The 17,228-nt window shown below is 48.7% G+C and carries 16 protein-coding genes; 3 read left to right on the plus strand and 13 right to left on the minus strand.

Features of this window, described 5'->3' with window-relative positions:
• Positions 1 to 26 precede the first annotated feature (26 nt).
• The 10 genes from AC2T15_RS02015 to minC all read right to left on the minus strand — a co-directional run bounded on the left by AC2T15_RS02015 (position 27) and on the right by minC (position 9,273).
• The gene (locus tag AC2T15_RS02015) at positions 27 to 1,595 is read right to left on the minus strand and encodes a BatD family protein (protein ID WP_486778602.1); all 1,569 of its coding nucleotides are present in this window, start codon (positions 1,593 to 1,595) and stop codon (positions 27 to 29) included.
• On the minus strand, positions 1,596 to 3,161 hold the full coding sequence (locus AC2T15_RS02020; RefSeq protein WP_486778603.1) for a vWA domain-containing protein: 1,566 nt from the start codon (positions 3,159 to 3,161) through the stop codon (positions 1,596 to 1,598). It lies immediately after the preceding gene.
• Positions 3,158 to 4,135: a VWA domain-containing protein gene (locus tag AC2T15_RS02025; RefSeq protein ID WP_486778604.1), complete on the minus strand. Its 978-nt coding sequence runs from the start codon at positions 4,133 to 4,135 to the stop codon at positions 3,158 to 3,160. Before AC2T15_RS02025 ends, AC2T15_RS02020 begins: the two co-directional genes overlap by 4 nt.
• A complete protein-coding gene (locus AC2T15_RS02030; protein WP_053101195.1) occupies positions 4,128 to 4,634 on the minus strand; it encodes a DUF4381 domain-containing protein in 507 nt (168 codons plus the stop codon). The genes AC2T15_RS02025 and AC2T15_RS02030 overlap by 8 nt, the downstream gene beginning before the upstream one ends.
• Positions 4,631 to 5,563, minus strand: coding sequence for a DUF58 domain-containing protein (locus AC2T15_RS02035; protein ID WP_486778605.1), 933 nt, complete (start codon positions 5,561 to 5,563; stop codon positions 4,631 to 4,633). The genes AC2T15_RS02030 and AC2T15_RS02035 overlap by 4 nt, the downstream gene beginning before the upstream one ends.
• A 1-nt stretch (position 5,564) precedes the next feature.
• Positions 5,565 to 6,524, minus strand: coding sequence for an AAA family ATPase (locus tag AC2T15_RS02040; protein WP_053101199.1), 960 nt, complete (start codon positions 6,522 to 6,524; stop codon positions 5,565 to 5,567).
• A 100-nt stretch (positions 6,525 to 6,624) separates the two neighbouring features.
• A complete protein-coding gene (locus tag AC2T15_RS02045; RefSeq protein ID WP_486778606.1) occupies positions 6,625 to 7,260 on the minus strand; it encodes an RluA family pseudouridine synthase in 636 nt (211 codons plus the stop codon).
• Positions 7,261 to 7,301: 41 nt separating this feature from the next.
• The gene (gene minE / locus AC2T15_RS02050; RefSeq protein ID WP_053108049.1) at positions 7,302 to 7,556 is read right to left on the minus strand and encodes a cell division topological specificity factor MinE; all 255 of its coding nucleotides are present in this window, start codon (positions 7,554 to 7,556) and stop codon (positions 7,302 to 7,304) included.
• Positions 7,553 to 8,368 (minus strand): septum site-determining protein MinD, encoded by an 816-nt coding sequence (minD, locus tag AC2T15_RS02055; RefSeq protein ID WP_286592992.1) that lies wholly within the window; start codon positions 8,366 to 8,368, stop codon positions 7,553 to 7,555. Before minD ends, minE begins: the two co-directional genes overlap by 4 nt.
• Before the next feature lie 161 nt (positions 8,369 to 8,529).
• Positions 8,530 to 9,273, minus strand: a complete 744-nt coding sequence (gene minC / locus AC2T15_RS02060) for a septum site-determining protein MinC (RefSeq protein WP_486778607.1) — start codon at positions 9,271 to 9,273, stop codon at positions 8,530 to 8,532.
• A 200-nt stretch (positions 9,274 to 9,473) separates the two neighbouring features.
• Between minC and AC2T15_RS02065 the strand changes: the two genes are divergently transcribed.
• Positions 9,474 to 10,388, plus strand: coding sequence for a lipid A biosynthesis lauroyl acyltransferase (locus tag AC2T15_RS02065; protein ID WP_486778608.1), 915 nt, complete (start codon positions 9,474 to 9,476; stop codon positions 10,386 to 10,388).
• A gap of 35 nt (positions 10,389 to 10,423) precedes the next feature.
• Positions 10,424 to 11,593 (plus strand): patatin-like phospholipase family protein, encoded by a 1,170-nt coding sequence (locus tag AC2T15_RS02070; protein ID WP_486778609.1) that lies wholly within the window; start codon positions 10,424 to 10,426, stop codon positions 11,591 to 11,593.
• A 6-nt stretch (positions 11,594 to 11,599) separates the two neighbouring features.
• Here AC2T15_RS02070 and AC2T15_RS02075 read toward each other — a convergent pair whose 3' ends face one another.
• The 3 genes from AC2T15_RS02075 to metG form a co-directional block, all read right to left on the minus strand.
• Positions 11,600 to 12,394 carry an MlaA family lipoprotein gene (locus AC2T15_RS02075; protein ID WP_486778610.1) on the minus strand — a complete coding sequence of 265 codons (795 nt, stop codon included), beginning with the start codon at positions 12,392 to 12,394 and terminating at the stop codon, positions 11,600 to 11,602.
• Entirely contained in the window at positions 12,384 to 13,694 is a 1,311-nt protein-coding gene (locus AC2T15_RS02080) for a serine/threonine protein kinase (RefSeq protein ID WP_486778611.1), read from the minus strand. The genes AC2T15_RS02075 and AC2T15_RS02080 overlap by 11 nt, the downstream gene beginning before the upstream one ends.
• 156 nt (positions 13,695 to 13,850) lie before the next feature.
• A complete protein-coding gene (gene metG / locus AC2T15_RS02085) occupies positions 13,851 to 15,899 on the minus strand; it encodes a methionine--tRNA ligase (protein ID WP_486778612.1) in 2,049 nt (682 codons plus the stop codon).
• Positions 15,900 to 16,105: 206 nt separating this feature from the next.
• On the opposite strand from metG, the gene apbC reads away from it, so the two are divergent.
• On the plus strand, positions 16,106 to 17,182 hold the full coding sequence (gene apbC, locus AC2T15_RS02090) for an iron-sulfur cluster carrier protein ApbC (RefSeq protein ID WP_053103456.1): 1,077 nt from the start codon (positions 16,106 to 16,108) through the stop codon (positions 17,180 to 17,182).
• Positions 17,183 to 17,228 lie beyond the last annotated feature (46 nt).

Raw genomic sequence — 17,228 nt, forward strand, 5'->3', positions numbered from 1 at the left:
CACTAGACAGTGTGCTTGAGTAAGGATTACTGAGGATACAGTGGCGGTAAATTATGTTGGCTAGCGTCGCTGCTTTGTTGTTGGTTTTTCAGGGCCAACAACACCTTAAGTAAGCCTGTGCCCTGCCATTCGCCGGCCTCTGGGCTATATAAACAACGATTGAGATCATCAAGGGCGCTGGCCAACTCCGGAAAGCGCTGGCTGAGCTCATGCAAGGTTTCTGGATGAAAGGTAATCCACTGATCTAATGCTTGGCGGGCCTGCTGTGGCTGATGGTTTTCACAGGCGCGCAGTACAGCTTTAAAGGCGCTTTCACTTTCGGTAGGAGTGGTTTGCACTAGCACTGCCGGTTGCCTGCGGGCCCGGCGCCAAAGGTAAAAGTTTAACGCAGCTAGCGCTAAGCTAAAGCCGCTAAGGAGTTGCCAAAACAACAACGGATTGAGCTGAGGCTGGGTGATAGCAGCGGCCTTAGTACTGGGCAAGGGCGCATGCAGCGGGCGCTCACTGACATTAACGGCTAATGCAGGTAGCTGGGTGCGCATCACCTGCTGGGTTTCGGTGTTCCACCAGGTAATGGCCGGCGTGGGAATGCTAAATTGTCCCAGCGGATTAATCACCAGCGCCGCGCGTAAACGTTTTTCACTGATTAAGCCTTGGGGCTGTTTATGTTCTAGGGTTTGTGGTGGCTCTGGATAGAGGTGAAAGCCTTCAGGGAGATTCATCGACAAATTGGGCAGTAAGCTACTGGGTAGTCCTTCTGCGGTAAATTTAACTTGATAGGTAAGTGGGCTGCCTTGCAGCACATTACCGTTAGCGGGCAGGACTTGATGCTCAACCTCTAGCTTGCGCGCTGGAATCCAAGGCGCGTCGCTGGGGTACTCGGCAGGAATAGGCAGCACTTGCAAGAGCAGCGGCTGTGAACTGGCTGCAACCCGTGTTGGTTGCTCACCGGCAGCTGTGGCAGAAAAAGCAAGTGCCGGAATTTCCAGTAAACCTGGTTGCTGAGGAAAAATGGCGTAATTTAGTTCAATCACACCAAAGCGTTGCTGATCTTGATTGACTTGGTACACTTTGGGCGGCCCAAGAGCCTCTACTCGTGCGCTACTGAGCTGTAAGGGGCTAAGTGTGGCATCTGGAAACAAGGGCATACGATGTAACAGGCGTACAGTTAAGCGGGCTTGGGCTTGTAGATACACGGTAGAACGTTCGAGCTGTGCTTGTAGCAGGAGCGGACGGTCTAACTGGGGCAGTGGTTGGTTGTTAACAACCTCAAGGGTGAGTGGCGTTGAGCTATAAGCACCGAGGGTTAATGCTGGGATAACCAAGCGGCCTAAGCGTTTAGGCCGCAGCTGTAAACGCCAGTGTTGCTGTTTAGCGCGTGTTTGTTGCTGAGTTGAAAGTAGTTCAAAGTCCTGCTGTAGGCTGGAAAAATCTGGCTGAAAAACCTGCTCAGGGCCTTGATAGCTGAGCGTTAACTCAACTTGTTCACCCAGAATCAGTCGTTGTTTATCTAGATTGACTTCAAGCTCGGCGGCGCTAACTAACTGACTGAAAAATATAGACAAGGTGATCAGTAAAGCAGATAAACGAGACATTTAGCGAGCTTCCTCAGATTGCAGTTCTAGCCGAAATTTCTTTTTTAATAGGGCGCTGGGATTATCTGGAATTTGTTCCAGCCATAGCTCTAAGGCAAAGGCTGACAGTTCAGTGGTGAGCGGTGTCTGCAGGCCCTTAACTGACGCGTTTTCGGCAGTCTGCTGGCTAAAAGGTAGTTGCTCTACAGCAATGTTTTCCACAGCAGTAGGTGCTTCTACAGCAGGTTTTGGCTTCGCTGGGGAGGGGTTTAGTTGGGCAATGGCTTGCTCGGTGAGTTGTAAGTTATGGCGTGCGGCGCTTAAGTCGGGTTGACGTTCTAAGGCCTTAGCAAAGGCTGCAGCAGCGGCTTCAAGTTCTCCGGCCATAAATAGCGCCAATCCTTGGTTATACATATCTTCAGCCAAACTGCCTGCAGCAAACAACTCTGCGGCCAGTAGATATTGGCCGGCCTGAAAGTGCGCCACCGCTTGCCAACGGCGGTCAACAAATAACTCGGCCGCTTGTGCTGGGTCTGACTCAAGCAAGCGATAGGCCTGCTGATCGGCTCGTAGCCAGAGTTGTTCTGGGTAACTGGCTTCACTATGAGGAAGGTCAATCCATAGTAACAGCACCAGCAGCCAGCCTTGGCGAGCACCCAGAGCGATTAATAAGACAATACAGAGCAATAGCCAATTAATCACTGGCAGTGGTTGTGGCTGTAGTTTCTGTTGACTGGCTTGCTTAGCTAATTGCTCAAATAGTAAGGGTAGTTGTTGTAAGTGTATCAGTTGTACGGACGGCTGCTTGGCTAGTGTTTGTAGGGAGGCAAGTTGTAACTTAGCCAGTAATATTTGATCTTCGGCATCGCGTGCCAGTTGCCCGTCTTTTAGGTAGGGAGAGCCTTGTTCGGTGCCAATCGGCACTAGATACAGTGGATTGGCTTGAATGTCTAGCCGTTGGATAATGGCTTGCTGCTCGGCAGCAGTGAGTCGGTCGGTAAAGAGAATAATGGGATTGTGTGGCGTCTTGCTCAGTAGTTGTTGAGCTGCGGCAACGCCTAAATCAGCCTGTTGTCCGGCTTTGGGCATAATGCTTGGGCTAAGGCTGCGTAGCAGGTGGCGGCTGAGGGTGAGGTCTTGCGTGGGGGGCAATAGAACATGGGCGCTGCCGGCATACACCACCCAGCCCAAACTGACTGCTGATTGGGGCAGCTGTTGGATCAGCTGTTCGCGCAGATACTGTAATCGATTGGGGCTCCAGTCGGTGGCCAGCATCGCCTCGGACAGCGGCAAGACCATGACCGCTGGAAATTCTTCGGCGGCCTCACTGGCTACCACCCGATAGGGACCGGCCAACGCGATACAGGTCAGACTTAAGGTGAGACTAATCAGCAGCCATTTGATTTTTTCATTGGCGTGCTTGGGTTGGGTCAATAATGCTTTATGTAAAGCGCTAGGCAGTTTCTTTTGCCAGTGATTGGGGGTATGTGGTTGGCGAGCAATCCAGATGATCACTGCTAATAAGAACGGCAAGAGTATCAGCCAGAGCGGTCTAACCCAGATAATCCCAACTGTTTCTAAATTCATGTTGCTGACCTCTTACGGCTGATAGGCCAGCTGTGCCGCCAATAACGACGGGAATAAAATCCAATAAATAACACCAAACCCAGGCTCAGCGGCCAGTGATATAAGGGTTGTGCCTGATACCACGAGCGATTTAGGCTCGTAGGGATAAGTTGTTCAAGGACATCTAGTAGCTGATCAAGGGAGGTTTGATCCTGCAAGTGAAAAAACTGTCCTTGGGTGCTTTGCGCCAATTGCTCTAGGACAGCAAGGTGCGCATTGGCAGCAGGCTGTTCTGCATTATTGCCAACCGCAATGGCATAAATTTTAATACCGGCTAAAGCTGCTAGCTGCGCTGCAGCTTGGGGAGCCATGACGCCAGTGGTGTTTTCTCCATCACTGATCAATAACAGCGTTTTTTCCGAGTCAAATCTGCGTAAGGTTTTAATTGATAAACCAATGGCATCGCCAATCGCGGTTTGCTCGCCTGCTAAGCCAATCTGCGCCTCGCGCAACCAGCGTTGCACAGCATGATGTTCTAAGGTGAGTGGAGCATATAAAAAGGCTTGATCGGCAAAAAATACCAAGCCAAAGCGATCGCGCGGCCGCTGAGCAATTAGTTGCTCAATCAGTTGCTGCACCAAAGCTAAGCGTGTGCTGGCTGTTTGCTCTAGCTCTACATCAACGATCTCCATGGAGCTAGATAAATCAATGGCGAGTAATAAGTCGCGCCCGGAAAAAGGCAGGGTTTGCGGTTGTTGTTTCAGTTGCGGCTGAGCGGCAGCAGTCAAAAAACAGAGCCACAGTAGGCTATAAAACAACCCACGTTTAAGGGTGGCGGGGCTAAATTTGTTGGGTTTCTGAGCTAAGGCTTGTAAGTTAGCCAGCCAAGGAACCTGTAGATAGTGAGTCGCCCTAGGGGCACTGGGTAAGAGCCAGTAGCAGAGTAAGGGCAGAGGTAATAATAGCCATACCCATGGCCAAGCAAACTCAAACATGCTTATTAATCCAGTGAGTCACTGACTGATACAAAGCCTGCTGCGCGGTGAGTGACAGCTGACAATTGGCTTTATAGGGCCCCTCTACCAGAATCATCCAGCGCGTCAGCCCTGCTGAAGGGCAGCGACTATCTAAGAAAGCCAGCCATTCACGACCAGTTAACGTGTGCGGCTGTTGTTCTGCATAGCGGGTCATGGCCACTCGCTTCAGTAATTGATTCAGTTGTTGTAACCATTGGGCGGTGGATAAGTTAGCCACCGGCGGGGCCAGTAATTGCAGTTGCTGCAAGGTGCTTAGCTTAAGGCTGTGTTGGGCATCGATGACTGTTGCTGTAGTAGGTTTTCTTTGTTGTTGACGCTGATAGAACGTATAACTAGCAACCAGCAGGCTAGCGAATAATAAACCTAATAACCACCAGCCAATGGCTAACGGCCAATAGCTGATGGGTTCTGGCAGTATTAAGGGGGCTAGGCCTTGGGGCAAAGTAACGTTGGTCATAAGCGAGCAGGTACGGTGTGGGCTAAAAAACGGGTCAATTGCGCAAGTACATCTTCAGCCGTATTAATTGGCAATAGCGGCGCGGCAGTCAAGACCGCTAGTTGCTGCCAGCGGGCTTGTTGTTGCAAATAATTGTCTTGCCAAGCCGCTTGCAGTGCACGTTGTTGCTCCAGGTCTAGCTGTAATGAGGTGGAACCTTGGCTGAGCGCTAGCAGTTCGACTTCAGGTAATTTCGCCTCAAGGGGATCGCTGAGAGGCAATAAAATTAGCTCATGCTTTTCGGCAAGGCGCAGCAATTGATAGTGGGCGGCTTGGCTGAGCGCTTGCTGATCACAGATTAAAACCAGCGTACAGCTACCGAGCAATTGTGCCTGTAAGGCGAGTAATACCTGCTCTAAACTCAATTCGGCCGTTTGGGTTGCGGGTTTGAGTGCTTGATTAAAGCTGACAATTTGCTGCAGTAAATGCAATAAACCCGAGCGTTCACGGGTTGGCTTAGTCATTTGCCAGTGCTGATCATTAAATACTATGCCGCCGACCCGATCCTGATGTTGCATCGCTGACCAGCCAAATAAACTGGCTAAAATAGCGGCCTGGCTAGATTTTAAAAAGCAGGTAGAAGAAAAAAATAATTGTGGGCTTTGCTCTACTAGCAGAAATACGGGGCGCTCACGTTCTTCTTGAAACACGCGACTATGGGTTTCACCACTGCGTGCGGTTACGCGCCAATCAATACTGCGCACATCATCGCCAGCTTGATAACGACGCACTTGATCAAAGTCCATGCCGCGACCGCGTAAGCGCGTTTGATATTTACCGGAGGTATGGTTTTTGGGCCAATGTACGTTCAGTACATCCAGCTGGGTAACGGCATGTCGTGTAGCCAGTAAATCACTTAAGCTGATGTGGGCAGTGGCTTGGCTTAACATGTTAAATAATCGGTACGATATCAATCAGGTGCTGTAATACGGCATCATGTTCAATACCCGCCGCCTCAGCTTCAAAGGACAGTAAGATACGATGCCTTAAGCAGTCGAACAGCACGGCCTGAATATCATCAGGACTGACAAAATCACGGCCGGCTAACCAGGCATGGGCCCGTGCGCAACGATCTAGGGCAATGGAGCCGCGGGGGCTGGCACCATAACGAATCCAACTGGCCAATTGCGCATCAAATTTAGCCGGAGTACGGGTCGCAACCACTAGCTGCACTAAATACTCTTCCACCGCATCGGCCATATGCAATTGCAAAATTTCCTGGCGTGCAGCAAACACGGCCGCTTCATCGACTCGCTGTAAACTCGTTAGATTGGGCTCTAAAATTTCTTGGCGGGCTTGCTGTAAGATTTTTCGCTCGACACTGGCATCGGGAAAATCCAGCTGCACATGCATTAAAAAACGGTCTAGCTGAGCTTCGGGTAAAGGGTAAGTGCCTTCTTGCTCTAAGGGGTTTTGGGTGGCCATAACCAAAAATAATTCAGGCAAGGGATAGGTTTGGTTACCAATACTGACTTGACGTTCAGCCATCGCCTCTAAGAGTGCGGACTGTACTTTAGCCGGTGCACGGTTAATTTCATCGGCCAAAATCAGGTTATGAAATACCGGCCCTGGTTGAAACTCAAAGGCTTGGTTTTCTGGGCGATAAATATCACTGCCGGTGATATCGGCAGGTAATAAATCAGGGGTGAACTGAATTCTTTGAAACTGGGTAGCTAAGCCTTTAGCTAATTCTTTAATTGAGCGAGTTTTTGCCAGGCCCGGTGCGCCTTCGACCAGTAAATGGCCATCGGCTAACAAGGCAATCAGCAGTCGATCAATTAACTGTTCTTGACCTAAAATTTGCTGCTGCAGGTGTTGGCGTAAACGAGTTAAGTCAGTGCGGTGGCCCATAGCATGTCATCACAGAATAAAAAGAGTATTTACTCTACTTGAGTTAGCGAAAAAAAGCTTTGAATTTGCACACAGCGGTAGGTACGTAAACTGCTGTGGTTTAAAAGGGTGCAGGGCAGTGAAAGTTTAGCTGTTCGCCGCTACTAGGATGGGTGAAGCCAAGATCGGTTGCATGTAAGCACAGCCGTTGATGGGCCGCGATCGCAGCGGGATTGGCATAAAGCTTGTCACCTAAAATCGGGTGGCCGAGTGCTTGCATATGCAGGCGTAATTGATGTGAGCGCCCAGTGTAAGGAATCAGTTCCATGCGACAGAAGGTTGGCTGTTGTTCTAAGCAGCGCCAGAACGTCAGCGCCCGCTTGCCTAATGTTAGATCAAGAATTTGCCGTGGTTTATTCGGTGGATCATAACGCATGGCCAGATCAATACTGCCAGCATGCGCTGTTGGTTGGCCCCAGCATAAAGCCTCGTAGCGTTTTTGTGTCTGCCGGTTTTGAAACTGCAGTGACAGTGCTCGGTGTGCTTCGGGGGTGCGCGCTAGCACCATTAAGCCAGTGGTTTCCCAGTCTAAACGGTGCACAATTAAGGCCTCGGGATAACCATTTTGTTGTAGACGTAAAATGACGCTGTCTTTATTGTCTTCGGCTCGGCCAGGAACAGATAGCAGTAAGGTCGGTTTATTAACCACCATCAGCTGGGCGTCGAGATATAAAATCGGTAGATTAGAGAGCGGCATAAGGCATAACCAGTGCCGCTAAGCAGCACTGGAAGGTTATCTTAACGATCGGGTAGGGTAACGTTTAGCTCAAGTACGGAATAGTTTTCTTGAGTATCTAAAATCACGTTCATTTGATCATCATCGATGTGCACGTATTTGCGAATCACAGTCAGCAGCTCATCGCGAAGGGCCGGTAAATAATCCGGCTGCTCACGTTGGCCCCGTTCATGGGCGACAATAATCTGCAAACGTTCTTTAGCAATACTAGCTGTAGCAGGCTTTTTTTTGGAGCGAAAGAAATTTAGAATGCTCACTCTTTACCTCCAAATAGACGCTGGAGGAAGCCTTTCTTTTCAACTTCCAAAAACCGATGGGGGACTTCTTTGCCGAGCAAACGCTCAACTGCGTCGCTATAGGCTTGGCCCGCATCGCTGTCTTCATCAAGAATAACCGGCACCCCTTGGTTAGAGGCTTTAAGTACTGCCTGAGACTCAGGGATAACACCAATCATGCGGATTGAGAGAATTTCTTCAACGTCTTCTACGCTCAGCATCTCGCCTTTAGCAACCCGCTCAGGGCTGTAGCGAGTGAGTAGTAAGTGCTCGGCAATTGGCTCTAGACCTTCTTTAGCGCGACGTGATTTGCTTGAGAGCAAACCGAGCATACGATCGGAGTCACGCACCGAAGAAACTTCAGGGTTAGTGACCACAATCGCCTCATCAGCGAGGTACATTGCCATTTCTGCGCCTTTTTCAATCCCGGCTGGCGAGTCGCAGATGACGTAATCAAACTGTTCAGCGAGTTCCGTAATAACTTTCTCTACGCCTTCAGCAGTTAACGCATCTTTATCACGGGTTTGGCTGGCTGCTAGCACAAAAAGATTTTCTAAGCGTTTATCTTTGATTAAGGCTTGGTTTAGCGTCGCGTCGCCATTAATCACGTTAATAAAGTCGTAAACTACTCGACGCTCACAGCCCATGATTAAGTCGAGGTTACGTAAACCCACATCAAAGTCGACAATAACGGTTTTGTGTCCGCGAAGCGCCAAGCCTGTGCCGATCGCTGCGCTAGTAGTAGTTTTACCTACACCGCCTTTACCAGAGGTCACAACGAGAATTTTGCCCAAGCGAGTCACCTTTTAAAAAATAAATAAAAACAAAAATAAGGACTTAAGAATAATAAATCTGTAATAGGTTCCCAGCTTTACTCTTTAGCCACCTACACCAAATCCTGCTAGTTATAGAACAGAAAACAACAAATAAGTCAAACTAGCCGCGCAAGTATGCGTTAAAGAGCCTGTATTTTCAACAAATTCTCAGCTAAAGCAATACTGCAAGACTCACCCCACAAGGGCTCATTCTTCAGGTCTTCCGCGACTTTATAGTGCCCCGCAATTGACAGCAGTTCAGCGGCCATTTGCTGACAAAAAATCATGCTACGAGTATCGCCTTTAACCCCAGCCAACGCCCGCCCGCGTAAGGGACCATAGACATGAATATGGCCATCGGCCAAAATTTCGGCTCCCGCACTGACTGCCGCCAGCACAATAAGATCCGCACCTTCAGCATAAATTTGCTGGCCGCTACGGATTGGCTGGGTAATTAGCTTGGTTGGACGACAGTTGTCACTGGTTTCTGTAGGCTCTGATTCAGCTATCGGCGCAGGGGATTCGGCTTTGGTTTCTGTCGTGTGTTCAGCGCCCGGTTGATTTATGATAGCCACGCCCAATTGTTTGGCTTGCTGTTGAACTAGTGGTTGTTGTGCTTTCACTCCGATAACTTGCAGGCCATGGCTGTGGCACAGGGTTATTAGGCTTTGCAGCCTAAAGTCGGGAGCGAGGTTTTTCAGCAGGCTTAGATTGAGCACAATGGGGGCATCAACAAAAAACTGCGGTGCTTGGCTGATATGTGCAGCCAGTTGTGTTTCCAGCTTAGTGAGATCGTACTCTGTTAGTTCAAGTACCGTAAGGGAAAGCATGCTGCCTTTCAGTTGGAATAGGGCAGGCTCTGAATGACTAGAAGACGGGCTCATGGGATGTATATCGATCCAAACAGATAGAGAGAAAACTAGGGCATCTAGTAGATAGTGGGCACATGCTACTGTATTTTCGTGACAAATTGCAGTCACCCACGGGATAAATATCGAGTCAACTATTGAGGCTAAAATGCAGCATTGGTTGCAAGTAACAGTCAGATTTAGCGTCGATAGAGATTAAAGAGAGAGTGAAAAATATGGAAACCTTAAGGTTTCAGCGGGCATTTTTGCACCCCAAGTATTGGTTGCTGTGGTTAGGCTTAGGTTTGCTCTGGCTGACGGTGCAGTTGCCTTATGCGTTGCTGCGACACTTGGCTAAAGTGGTTGGCTGGGTATTGTATTTAATAGCAGGTAAGCGGCGGCGAATTATTCAGCGCAATCTTGCGTTGTGCTTTCCGGAGTTGAGCTTTGCCGAGCGGCAGCGCTTAGTGCGGCAAAACTTTAGCGAAATGGGTATGGCCTTATTTGAAATGGCTATGAGTTGGTGGTGGCCAAAACCCCGTTTGGCTAAGTTATTGACGGTGCAAGGGCTAGAACATTTACAGCAAGCGGCAGCTAATCAGCAAGGGGTAATTTTAATGGCTGCGCATCGCACCAGTTTAGAAATAGGTGCCGCGTTATTGGGGCAGTTGCATACCATTGATGGCATGTATCGCCAGCATAAAAATCCGCTGTTTGATTATGTGCAGCGCCGAGGGCGCGAGCGGCATAATGCTGATGCCAGCGCAATTGAGCGTGATGATGTGCGCGGTATGCTCAAAGTGTTACGTAAAGGTCGTGCGATCTGGTATGCGCCGGATCAAGATTATGGCCGTAAACAAAGTCTTTTTGTGCCGTTATTTGGTATTCCCGCAGCGACTGTGACGGCTACCAGCAAGTTTGCTAAGTTAGGAAAAGCCATCGTCATTCCTATGCGTCAGGCACGTACTGAGCATGGCTACAGGATTACGATAGAACCACCGCTAACAGACTTTCCAGGAGCTGATGATTACACGGACTGCCTGCGGATTAACCAGTGGGTAGAGTCGGTGATTAAAGAGCACCCCGAGCAGTATTTATGGGCTCATCGCCGCTTTAAAACACGCCCAGCGGGAGAAGCCAAGCTGTATTAATTGAGGTTATCTAAACAAACGCTAAGGAGGCTGTGATGAACTGTACAGGAAGTACCTTACATACCAAACAAGGGGTCACTGCGCTAATTCTCTCGGGTGGGGGCGCACGGGCGGCTTATCAAGTTGGCGTATTGCAGGCGATTGCGCAGTGGTTAAGGCAACCTGAGCAGAATCCTTTTCCGGTAATTTTAGGCACCTCAGCTGGCGCGATTAATGCCTTAGGACTGGCTTGCAATGCTCAGCACTTTAGTCAGGGCGTGAGTAAGTTGACTGAGGTGTGGCAGCAACTGGCTTCGCAGCAGATTTACCGTACTGATTGGCTTGGGGTGTTGTCGCAGGCAACAAGCTTTATCTGGCAGCACCTGTTGGGCCGTGGTGATCAGCGCTGTGGTATGGCACTGCTGGATAATCGTCCGTTAATGGACTTTCTGCAGCAGCAGTTAGATTTATCCCAGCTTGATCCGGCGCTAACATCCAAGGCATTGCTAGCGGTGGGCGTAACGGCCTTTGCTTATGGCGCTGGGCAGTCGGTAACCTTTTATCAGAGCCAGCAGATCAGTAAAAGCTGGCAGCGCCATCGACGTATTGGTACTCCGCAGTCGCTTACTTATCAGCACTTAATGGCCAGTACCGCGATTCCTTTATTTTTTGCCCCAGTGGCCTTAGCTGGTGATCATTATGGCGATGGTGCACTGCGTCAGGTGGCGCCAATCAGTCCTGCATTGCATTTAGGGGCCAATCGGGTGTTAGTCATTGGGGTGGGAAATCCCGAAGAATTGAGTGATCAATTAGCCAAGCCTCCGTCGTTAGCCCAGGTGGCCGGCCAGCTACTGAACAGTACCTTTACTGACAATCTGGAAAATGACTTAGAGAGTTTGTTACGGGTTAATCAGTTTGCACAGTTGTTTTCAGGCTCAAAGGTTGCACAACAGCAAGCACCGGGCTGGGAATTGGCGGCGCAGCCGGTTGATGTGTGTGTGATTAGTCCCAGTCAAAACCTAGATGCGATTGCACTGCAATATCGTCGTCACTTGCCGGTAGCCTTGCGTCCGTTCTTAAGTGGAACAGGGGCCAGCCAGGCCGGAGGCGGAGGGATTTTAAGTTATCTATTGTTTGAAGCTGAATATTGTCGTCAGCTGATGGCATTGGGCTATGCCGATGCCCAAGCACAGCAGCAGACGATTAAGGCTTTTTTGTATTGCTAAAGCGTGCTACTCGGCAATTTGCAGCTCACGGGCTTTGGTGTATACATAGCGAATTTGCTCGTACTCAAAGGGTGAGTTGAGCTGACCGTAGCGCATATTGGTGGTGTAGCGTTTGTCCACGCCTTCTAAAACATAAATTTCTGGGTGTCGCTTGGATTCTTTGGCGACATTGAGCGCATTGACATAGTTTTCAAGGCTATAGTCAGAGACTAACCCAGTGGTATCACGCAGGTTAGAAGGGCCTAAAAATGGCAACATTAAATAAGGGCCATGGGGTACGCCATAAAAGCCAAGGGTTTGGCCAAAGTCTTCTTTTTGTTTTGGCAGTCCCATTTTGCTCGCAGGATCCCATAAGCCGCCAATCCCAAAGGTGGTATTAAATAAAAAGCGTGCGGTAGAGTTCATGGCTCGCTTGCCTTTGAACTGCAGCAAACTGTTGACTAAGGTGGGAATCTCACCCAAGTTACTAAAGAAATTACTCACCCCTGAGCGTACTGGTTTAGGGGTAATAAACACGTAACCCTTCATAATTGGCAAATAGACCCACTGATCAAAACGATAGTTAAAGTGGTAAATTCTCCGGTTAATCCCCTCCAGAGGGTCTGAGACATACTCCAGTGCAGCAAAGGTTGAGCGTTCGAACTCATCTTGCTCGGTGCTGTTGTTAAAGGTTAGATGCTGCATCGGATCAATAAAGCCATCCTCATCAACTTGTAAAGGCTGGGCATAACTTAGGTTAACACCGCAGCTGAGCGCTAGGCTGAGTGATAAGGCTAGGGTAAGTGAAGGATTACTTGGCATAGCCCAAAAACTCCAGCATATGGTTAGCATTGACTTTATAAGTGAGGTTGCCGAGGTGTCCGCCATTGGGGTACAGGTATAACCGTTGGTTAAAGGTTTGGCGTAAAAAGCCCAGATCACCTTTGGTTAAAATGGGGTCATTGGCGTTGTGCATCACGGCAATATGCGAGCTGTTGGCCAAATAATCTTGTAGCGCTGGCAAGCTGGCTTGGGCGATTAAGTCGTCAAGGTTGCTGCCATTGTGTTTAATTTGCCAAAACGGTAGTAACTGTTGGTGCAAATAACATTCAAAGTTACACACAATCGCTTTCTTCAGAAAAGGAGTCAGGCTAGTGCTGTCAGTGATGCGGGCATTCAGCGGAGTAATCAGACCACGGCGATTAATTAAATCTGAAGTAAAGCTAATATCGGCGGCAAATAAGCGAAACTGACTGCCAATGAGCATTGCCATATCGGCATTGCTGAGGCGTTGCGATGACTTTTGAAAATCATACAAAACGGCTTGGCTAAAATCTAAGTGGCCACGGTTTTGAAAGAACTGCGTCAGCTTTTCTAGCAGCAGGTCATAAAAGCTTTGGGATTGATCATTTTTCTCTAGCTTCACCTCAACCATACGGTCAAGGTTATGCACCGAGGTATACAGGTTGACTGGCGGATTAATCAGCAGAGTGCGCTTGAAGTTAAACAATTGTTTACGCTGATCTAATTTATCCACAAAGGCGGCTTCTAGCGCGCCAAGACTATAGCCAGTCAAGTAGTAGTCGGTGACCGGTAAATCTTCTTGTTGCCACTGAATATGCTGCATTACCCGATAAATATCTTTGGCGTCTAAAGGGGTGAAGCCAGGAGTGGCATATTCTGCAGCGCTAGCAATAAAGTCATAGCTAGTAGGTGATGAAATTTGTACCACATGGAAGCCAGCGCCATAGAACAGCATTTTTAAATATTCCATGGAGGTGGCACTAAAGTGTGCGCCGGTCCCTGCAATAACGAAAATCAGTGGTGCTGGATGGTCTTGTTTGGCTAGTCGATAGGTAAAGTTCTTCACAGGCCAAAAGTTTTTCGGCAGCTTGTTTTCTCGTTCAGGCTGCAAGCGGAGGGTGTAATCTTTTTGCTTAATCGACACGTAATCAGGCAATTCCGGCATTAACTGGGTCGGTGTCCCGGCGATGGTGGCGCCAAAGGGATTCATCAGCGGAAAGCCATAGCTTTGCGCATCTAATTCTTTAACCGCCGCCCATAGCGACAAGCTAGTTAAGCTGAGAACTAGGCTCAAGCAGATAGAAAGCAATTGGGGCATAACATTCCCTGATTAAGAGTCATTAAAACGTGGCTAAGCATAAGGTGCATGCAGGGTAAAACCAAGTGGCCAGCGGGGATTTTCTGAGCATAAAAGTGGTTAAGAGTTCAAAAAAATGGCGCTCTGAAAAGAGCGCCATGATTGTTCGCCTGTTGCTTACATCACCCGTTGACCAGGAATAGCACCGGCATCTGGGCTAAGTAGGTAAATTTCTTTACCACCAGGGCCGGCCGCCAGCACCATGCCTTCCGATACCCCAAACTTCATTTTGCGTGGTGCAAGGTTAGCCACATACAGCGTGAGGCGGCCTTCAAGGGCTTTAGGGTCAGGGTAGGCACTTTTGATGCCAGAGAATACATTGCGTTTAACGCCGCCTAAATCTAAGCTCAGGCGGAGCAACTTATCGGCACCTTCCACAAAGTCTGCCTGTTCAATTAAGGCAATCCGTAAGTCCACCGCGGCAAAGGCATCAAAGTTGATTTCTGCAGCTAACGGTTCTTTTTCTAGCTCGCCATTCCCGGCTACCTGTAGATCAATATCGGTGCTGGTTTCGAGCAAGTCTTCTTTGGAAGACTGAATCAAGGCATCAATATCTTTTTGCTCCATACGGGTCAGCAACGGCTTAAAGGGATTTAGCTGATGGTTAACCAAGGTGCTGGAGTAATCATTCCAGCTTAAGGGGGCTACGTTTAAGAAGGCTTCAGCATCGCTGGCTAATTGCGGCAGTACCGGTTTTAGCAGAATAATCAGCTGGCGGAACAGATTAATACCCAGCGAGCAAATCGCCTGCACTTCATCCTGTTTGCCTTCTTGCTTGTTCAGTGACCAAGGCGCTTTGTCTGCAATATAGGCGTTGGCTTGGTCAGCCAGTGCCATAATTTCCCGCATGGCTTTAGAAAAATCACGGGCTTCATAGCAGGCGGCAACAGATTCGGCCGCCTTGGCAAAATTGGCACTGAGTTCAGGCTGATCGGCGCCAAGGGATAGAACGCCTTGATTGCCTTTGTGGATAAAGCCGGCACAACGGCTGGCAATATTGACTACCTTGCCGACCAAGTCGGAGTTAACTTTTTGAATAAAGTCTTCAAGATTTAAGTCTAGATCTTCCACGCCACGGGTTAGTTTAGAGGCATAGTAGTAGCGTAAATACTCAGGTTGTAAGTGTTTAAGGTAAGTGCGTGCCTTGATAAAAGTACCGCGGGATTTAGACATTTTAGCGCCGTTCACGGTTAGGTAGCCGTGTACGTTAATTGCGGTTGGTTTACGGTATCCAGCACCTTCAAGCATCGCAGGCCAAAACAAAGCGTGGAAGTTAACAATGTCTTTACCGATAAAGTGGTACAGCTCAGCGGTTGAATCTGGATTCCAGTAGCTATCAAAGTCTAGGCTTGGCGTGCGAGCGCACAGGTTTTTAAAGCTGGCCATATAGCCAATGGGTGCATCTAGCCAAACATAGAAAAATTTATTCGGCGCACCTGGAATTTCAAAGCCAAAATACGGCGCATCGCGAGAAATATCCCACTCCTGTAAGCCACTATCTAGCCACTCGGCTAACTTGTTGGCTACTGAGTCTTGCAATGTGCCACTGCGGGTCCAACTTTTTAGCATCGCCTCAAAGTCAGGCAGCTTAAAGAAAAAGTGCTCAGAGTCTTTTAGTACCGGGGTGGCGCCAGAAATAGCTGAATACGGATCTTTTAAGTCAGTGGGGTGGTAAGTGGCGCCGCATTTTTCACAGTTATCGCCATACTGGTCAGGAGTCGCACATTTAGGGCAAGTACCTTTAATAAAGCGGTCAGCCAAAAACATGCCCTTATCGGGATCGAAATACTGGGTGACATTACGGCTGGCAATGTGGCCATTGGCTTTTAGCTTGCGGTAAATCAGCTCGGACAGCTCTTTGTTTTCAGGGCTGTGAGTGGTGTAGAAATTATCAAACTTAATTAAAAAGTCAGAAAAATCCGCTTCATGCTCGGCATGCATAGCATCGATCAGTTGTTGTGGGGTAATGCCTTCTTTTTCTGCCCGCAACATAATCGCAGAGCCATGGGCGTCATCGGCGCAAATATACATGCACTCGTGACCACGCATTTTCTGGAAACGAACCCAGATGTCAGTTTGGATATATTCCAACATGTGACCGAGGTGAATCGAACCGTTGGCGTAAGGCAGGGCACTAGTAACAAGGATTTTGCGAGTTTCGCTCATAGCTTATCTTCAATAAAAACGGTGAATGGAAACGAGTCACTATATAGTTAACCGACTGTTTTTGCATCTTTGTCGAGCACCCTGCCGTGAGAGGCTTGGCTTAAATGCCAGACTTAACAGCTAATCAAGTTCGTACAATAGCAGGCAGCTTACTGGGTTATTTGCGTTACCATAGAGCCAGTGTATTTTACCAATGAGAGGTGCTTATGAGTATTACGCGTGAACAGATCGAGCAAGCGCTCAGTCAGCTGACTGACCCTAATACCGGGCTAGATCCAATCACTAGCGGCAGTGTTAAGCAAATTGAGCTCCAGGGAGCAAGGGTAAACGTTGAGATTGAGCTTAACTACGCGGCTGATTTGTTTCGTCCCGGTTGGGCGCAAATGCTGCAAATGAGTTTAGAGGCAGTTGATGGTGTGGAGCAGGCAGAGGTGAGCGTCAACTCAGTGATTCCACGTTTTCAGGCGGCGAAAGAAAATCCTGCGTTAGCTTCGGTAAAAAATATTATTGCTGTGGCTTCTGGTAAAGGTGGTGTGGGGAAATCAACGACTGCAGCTAACTTGGCGTTAGCTTTAGCCCGTGAAGGGGCTAAGGTTGGTATCTTAGATGCCGATATTTATGGGCCAAGCTTAGGTTTAATGTTTGGGGTAAAGCCCAATACTCGACCAGAAACCATTGAACAGAAGTTTTTTGTGCCCATTACCGCCCATGGCGTAAAAGTTATGTCGATGGCATTTTTAACTACCGATGACACGCCTATGGTATGGCGAGGGCCAATGGCCTCAGGCGCATTACTGCAGCTAATTACTCAAACAGCGTGGGGTGAGCTGGATTATTTAGTGGTGGATATGCCGCCGGGTACCGGAGATATTCAGCTGACCTTAGCGCAACAGGTGCCAGTAGCCGGTGCAGTGATTGTCACTACGCCGCAAGATATTGCCTTAATTGATGCCCGCAAAGGGATTGAAATGTTTGCTAAGGTCAATATTCCAGTACTGGGTGTGGTAGAAAATATGGCCATGCATGTGTGCTCTAACTGTGGGCATATTGAGCATTTATTTGGCGAAGGGGGCGGAGTTAAGCTGGCCGAAGGGTATAACGTTGAATTGCTGGCCTCGTTACCTTTATCTGCAGCGATTCGTTTGCAAGGCGATGCAGGGCAACCGATTGCTGGCGCTGATAGCGAAAGCCAAATCGCCATGATTTATCAGCAATTAGCCCGCCGAGTTGGCGCAGAAGTGGCGCGTAAAGAGATTAAGTTTCCCGAAATTACCATTGCTTAAGCAAATTTTAGGCAAGAAAAAACCCGCTAAAAAGCGGGTTTTCTCA

The sequence above is a fragment of the Thiopseudomonas sp. SA1F2-1K genome (assembly GCF_057443035.1).

Coding starts and splice junctions, on each gene's coding strand:
- AC2T15_RS02080 (WP_486778611.1), bottom strand. CDS start 13,694: ATGCCCCAATTGCTTTCTATCTGCTTGAGCCTAGTTCTCAGCTTAACT.
- AC2T15_RS02040 (WP_053101199.1), bottom strand. CDS start 6,524: ATGGGCCACCGCACTGACTTAACTCGTTTACGCCAACACCTGCAGCAG.
- AC2T15_RS02065 (WP_486778608.1), top strand. CDS start 9,474: ATGGAAACCTTAAGGTTTCAGCGGGCATTTTTGCACCCCAAGTATTGG.
- AC2T15_RS02075 (WP_486778610.1), bottom strand. CDS start 12,394: ATGCCAAGTAATCCTTCACTTACCCTAGCCTTATCACTCAGCCTAGCG.
- metG (WP_486778612.1), bottom strand. CDS start 15,899: ATGAGCGAAACTCGCAAAATCCTTGTTACTAGTGCCCTGCCTTACGCC.
- AC2T15_RS02020 (WP_486778603.1), bottom strand. CDS start 3,161: ATGAATTTAGAAACAGTTGGGATTATCTGGGTTAGACCGCTCTGGCTG.
- AC2T15_RS02045 (WP_486778606.1), bottom strand. CDS start 7,260: ATGCCGCTCTCTAATCTACCGATTTTATATCTCGACGCCCAGCTGATG.
- AC2T15_RS02035 (WP_486778605.1), bottom strand. CDS start 5,563: ATGTTAAGCCAAGCCACTGCCCACATCAGCTTAAGTGATTTACTGGCT.
- AC2T15_RS02030 (WP_053101195.1), bottom strand. CDS start 4,634: ATGACCAACGTTACTTTGCCCCAAGGCCTAGCCCCCTTAATACTGCCA.
- AC2T15_RS02025 (WP_486778604.1), bottom strand. CDS start 4,135: ATGTTTGAGTTTGCTTGGCCATGGGTATGGCTATTATTACCTCTGCCC.
- minC (WP_486778607.1), bottom strand. CDS start 9,273: ATGAGCCCGTCTTCTAGTCATTCAGAGCCTGCCCTATTCCAACTGAAA.
- apbC (WP_053103456.1), top strand. CDS start 16,106: ATGAGTATTACGCGTGAACAGATCGAGCAAGCGCTCAGTCAGCTGACT.
- AC2T15_RS02015 (WP_486778602.1), bottom strand. CDS start 1,595: ATGTCTCGTTTATCTGCTTTACTGATCACCTTGTCTATATTTTTCAGT.
- AC2T15_RS02070 (WP_486778609.1), top strand. CDS start 10,424: ATGAACTGTACAGGAAGTACCTTACATACCAAACAAGGGGTCACTGCG.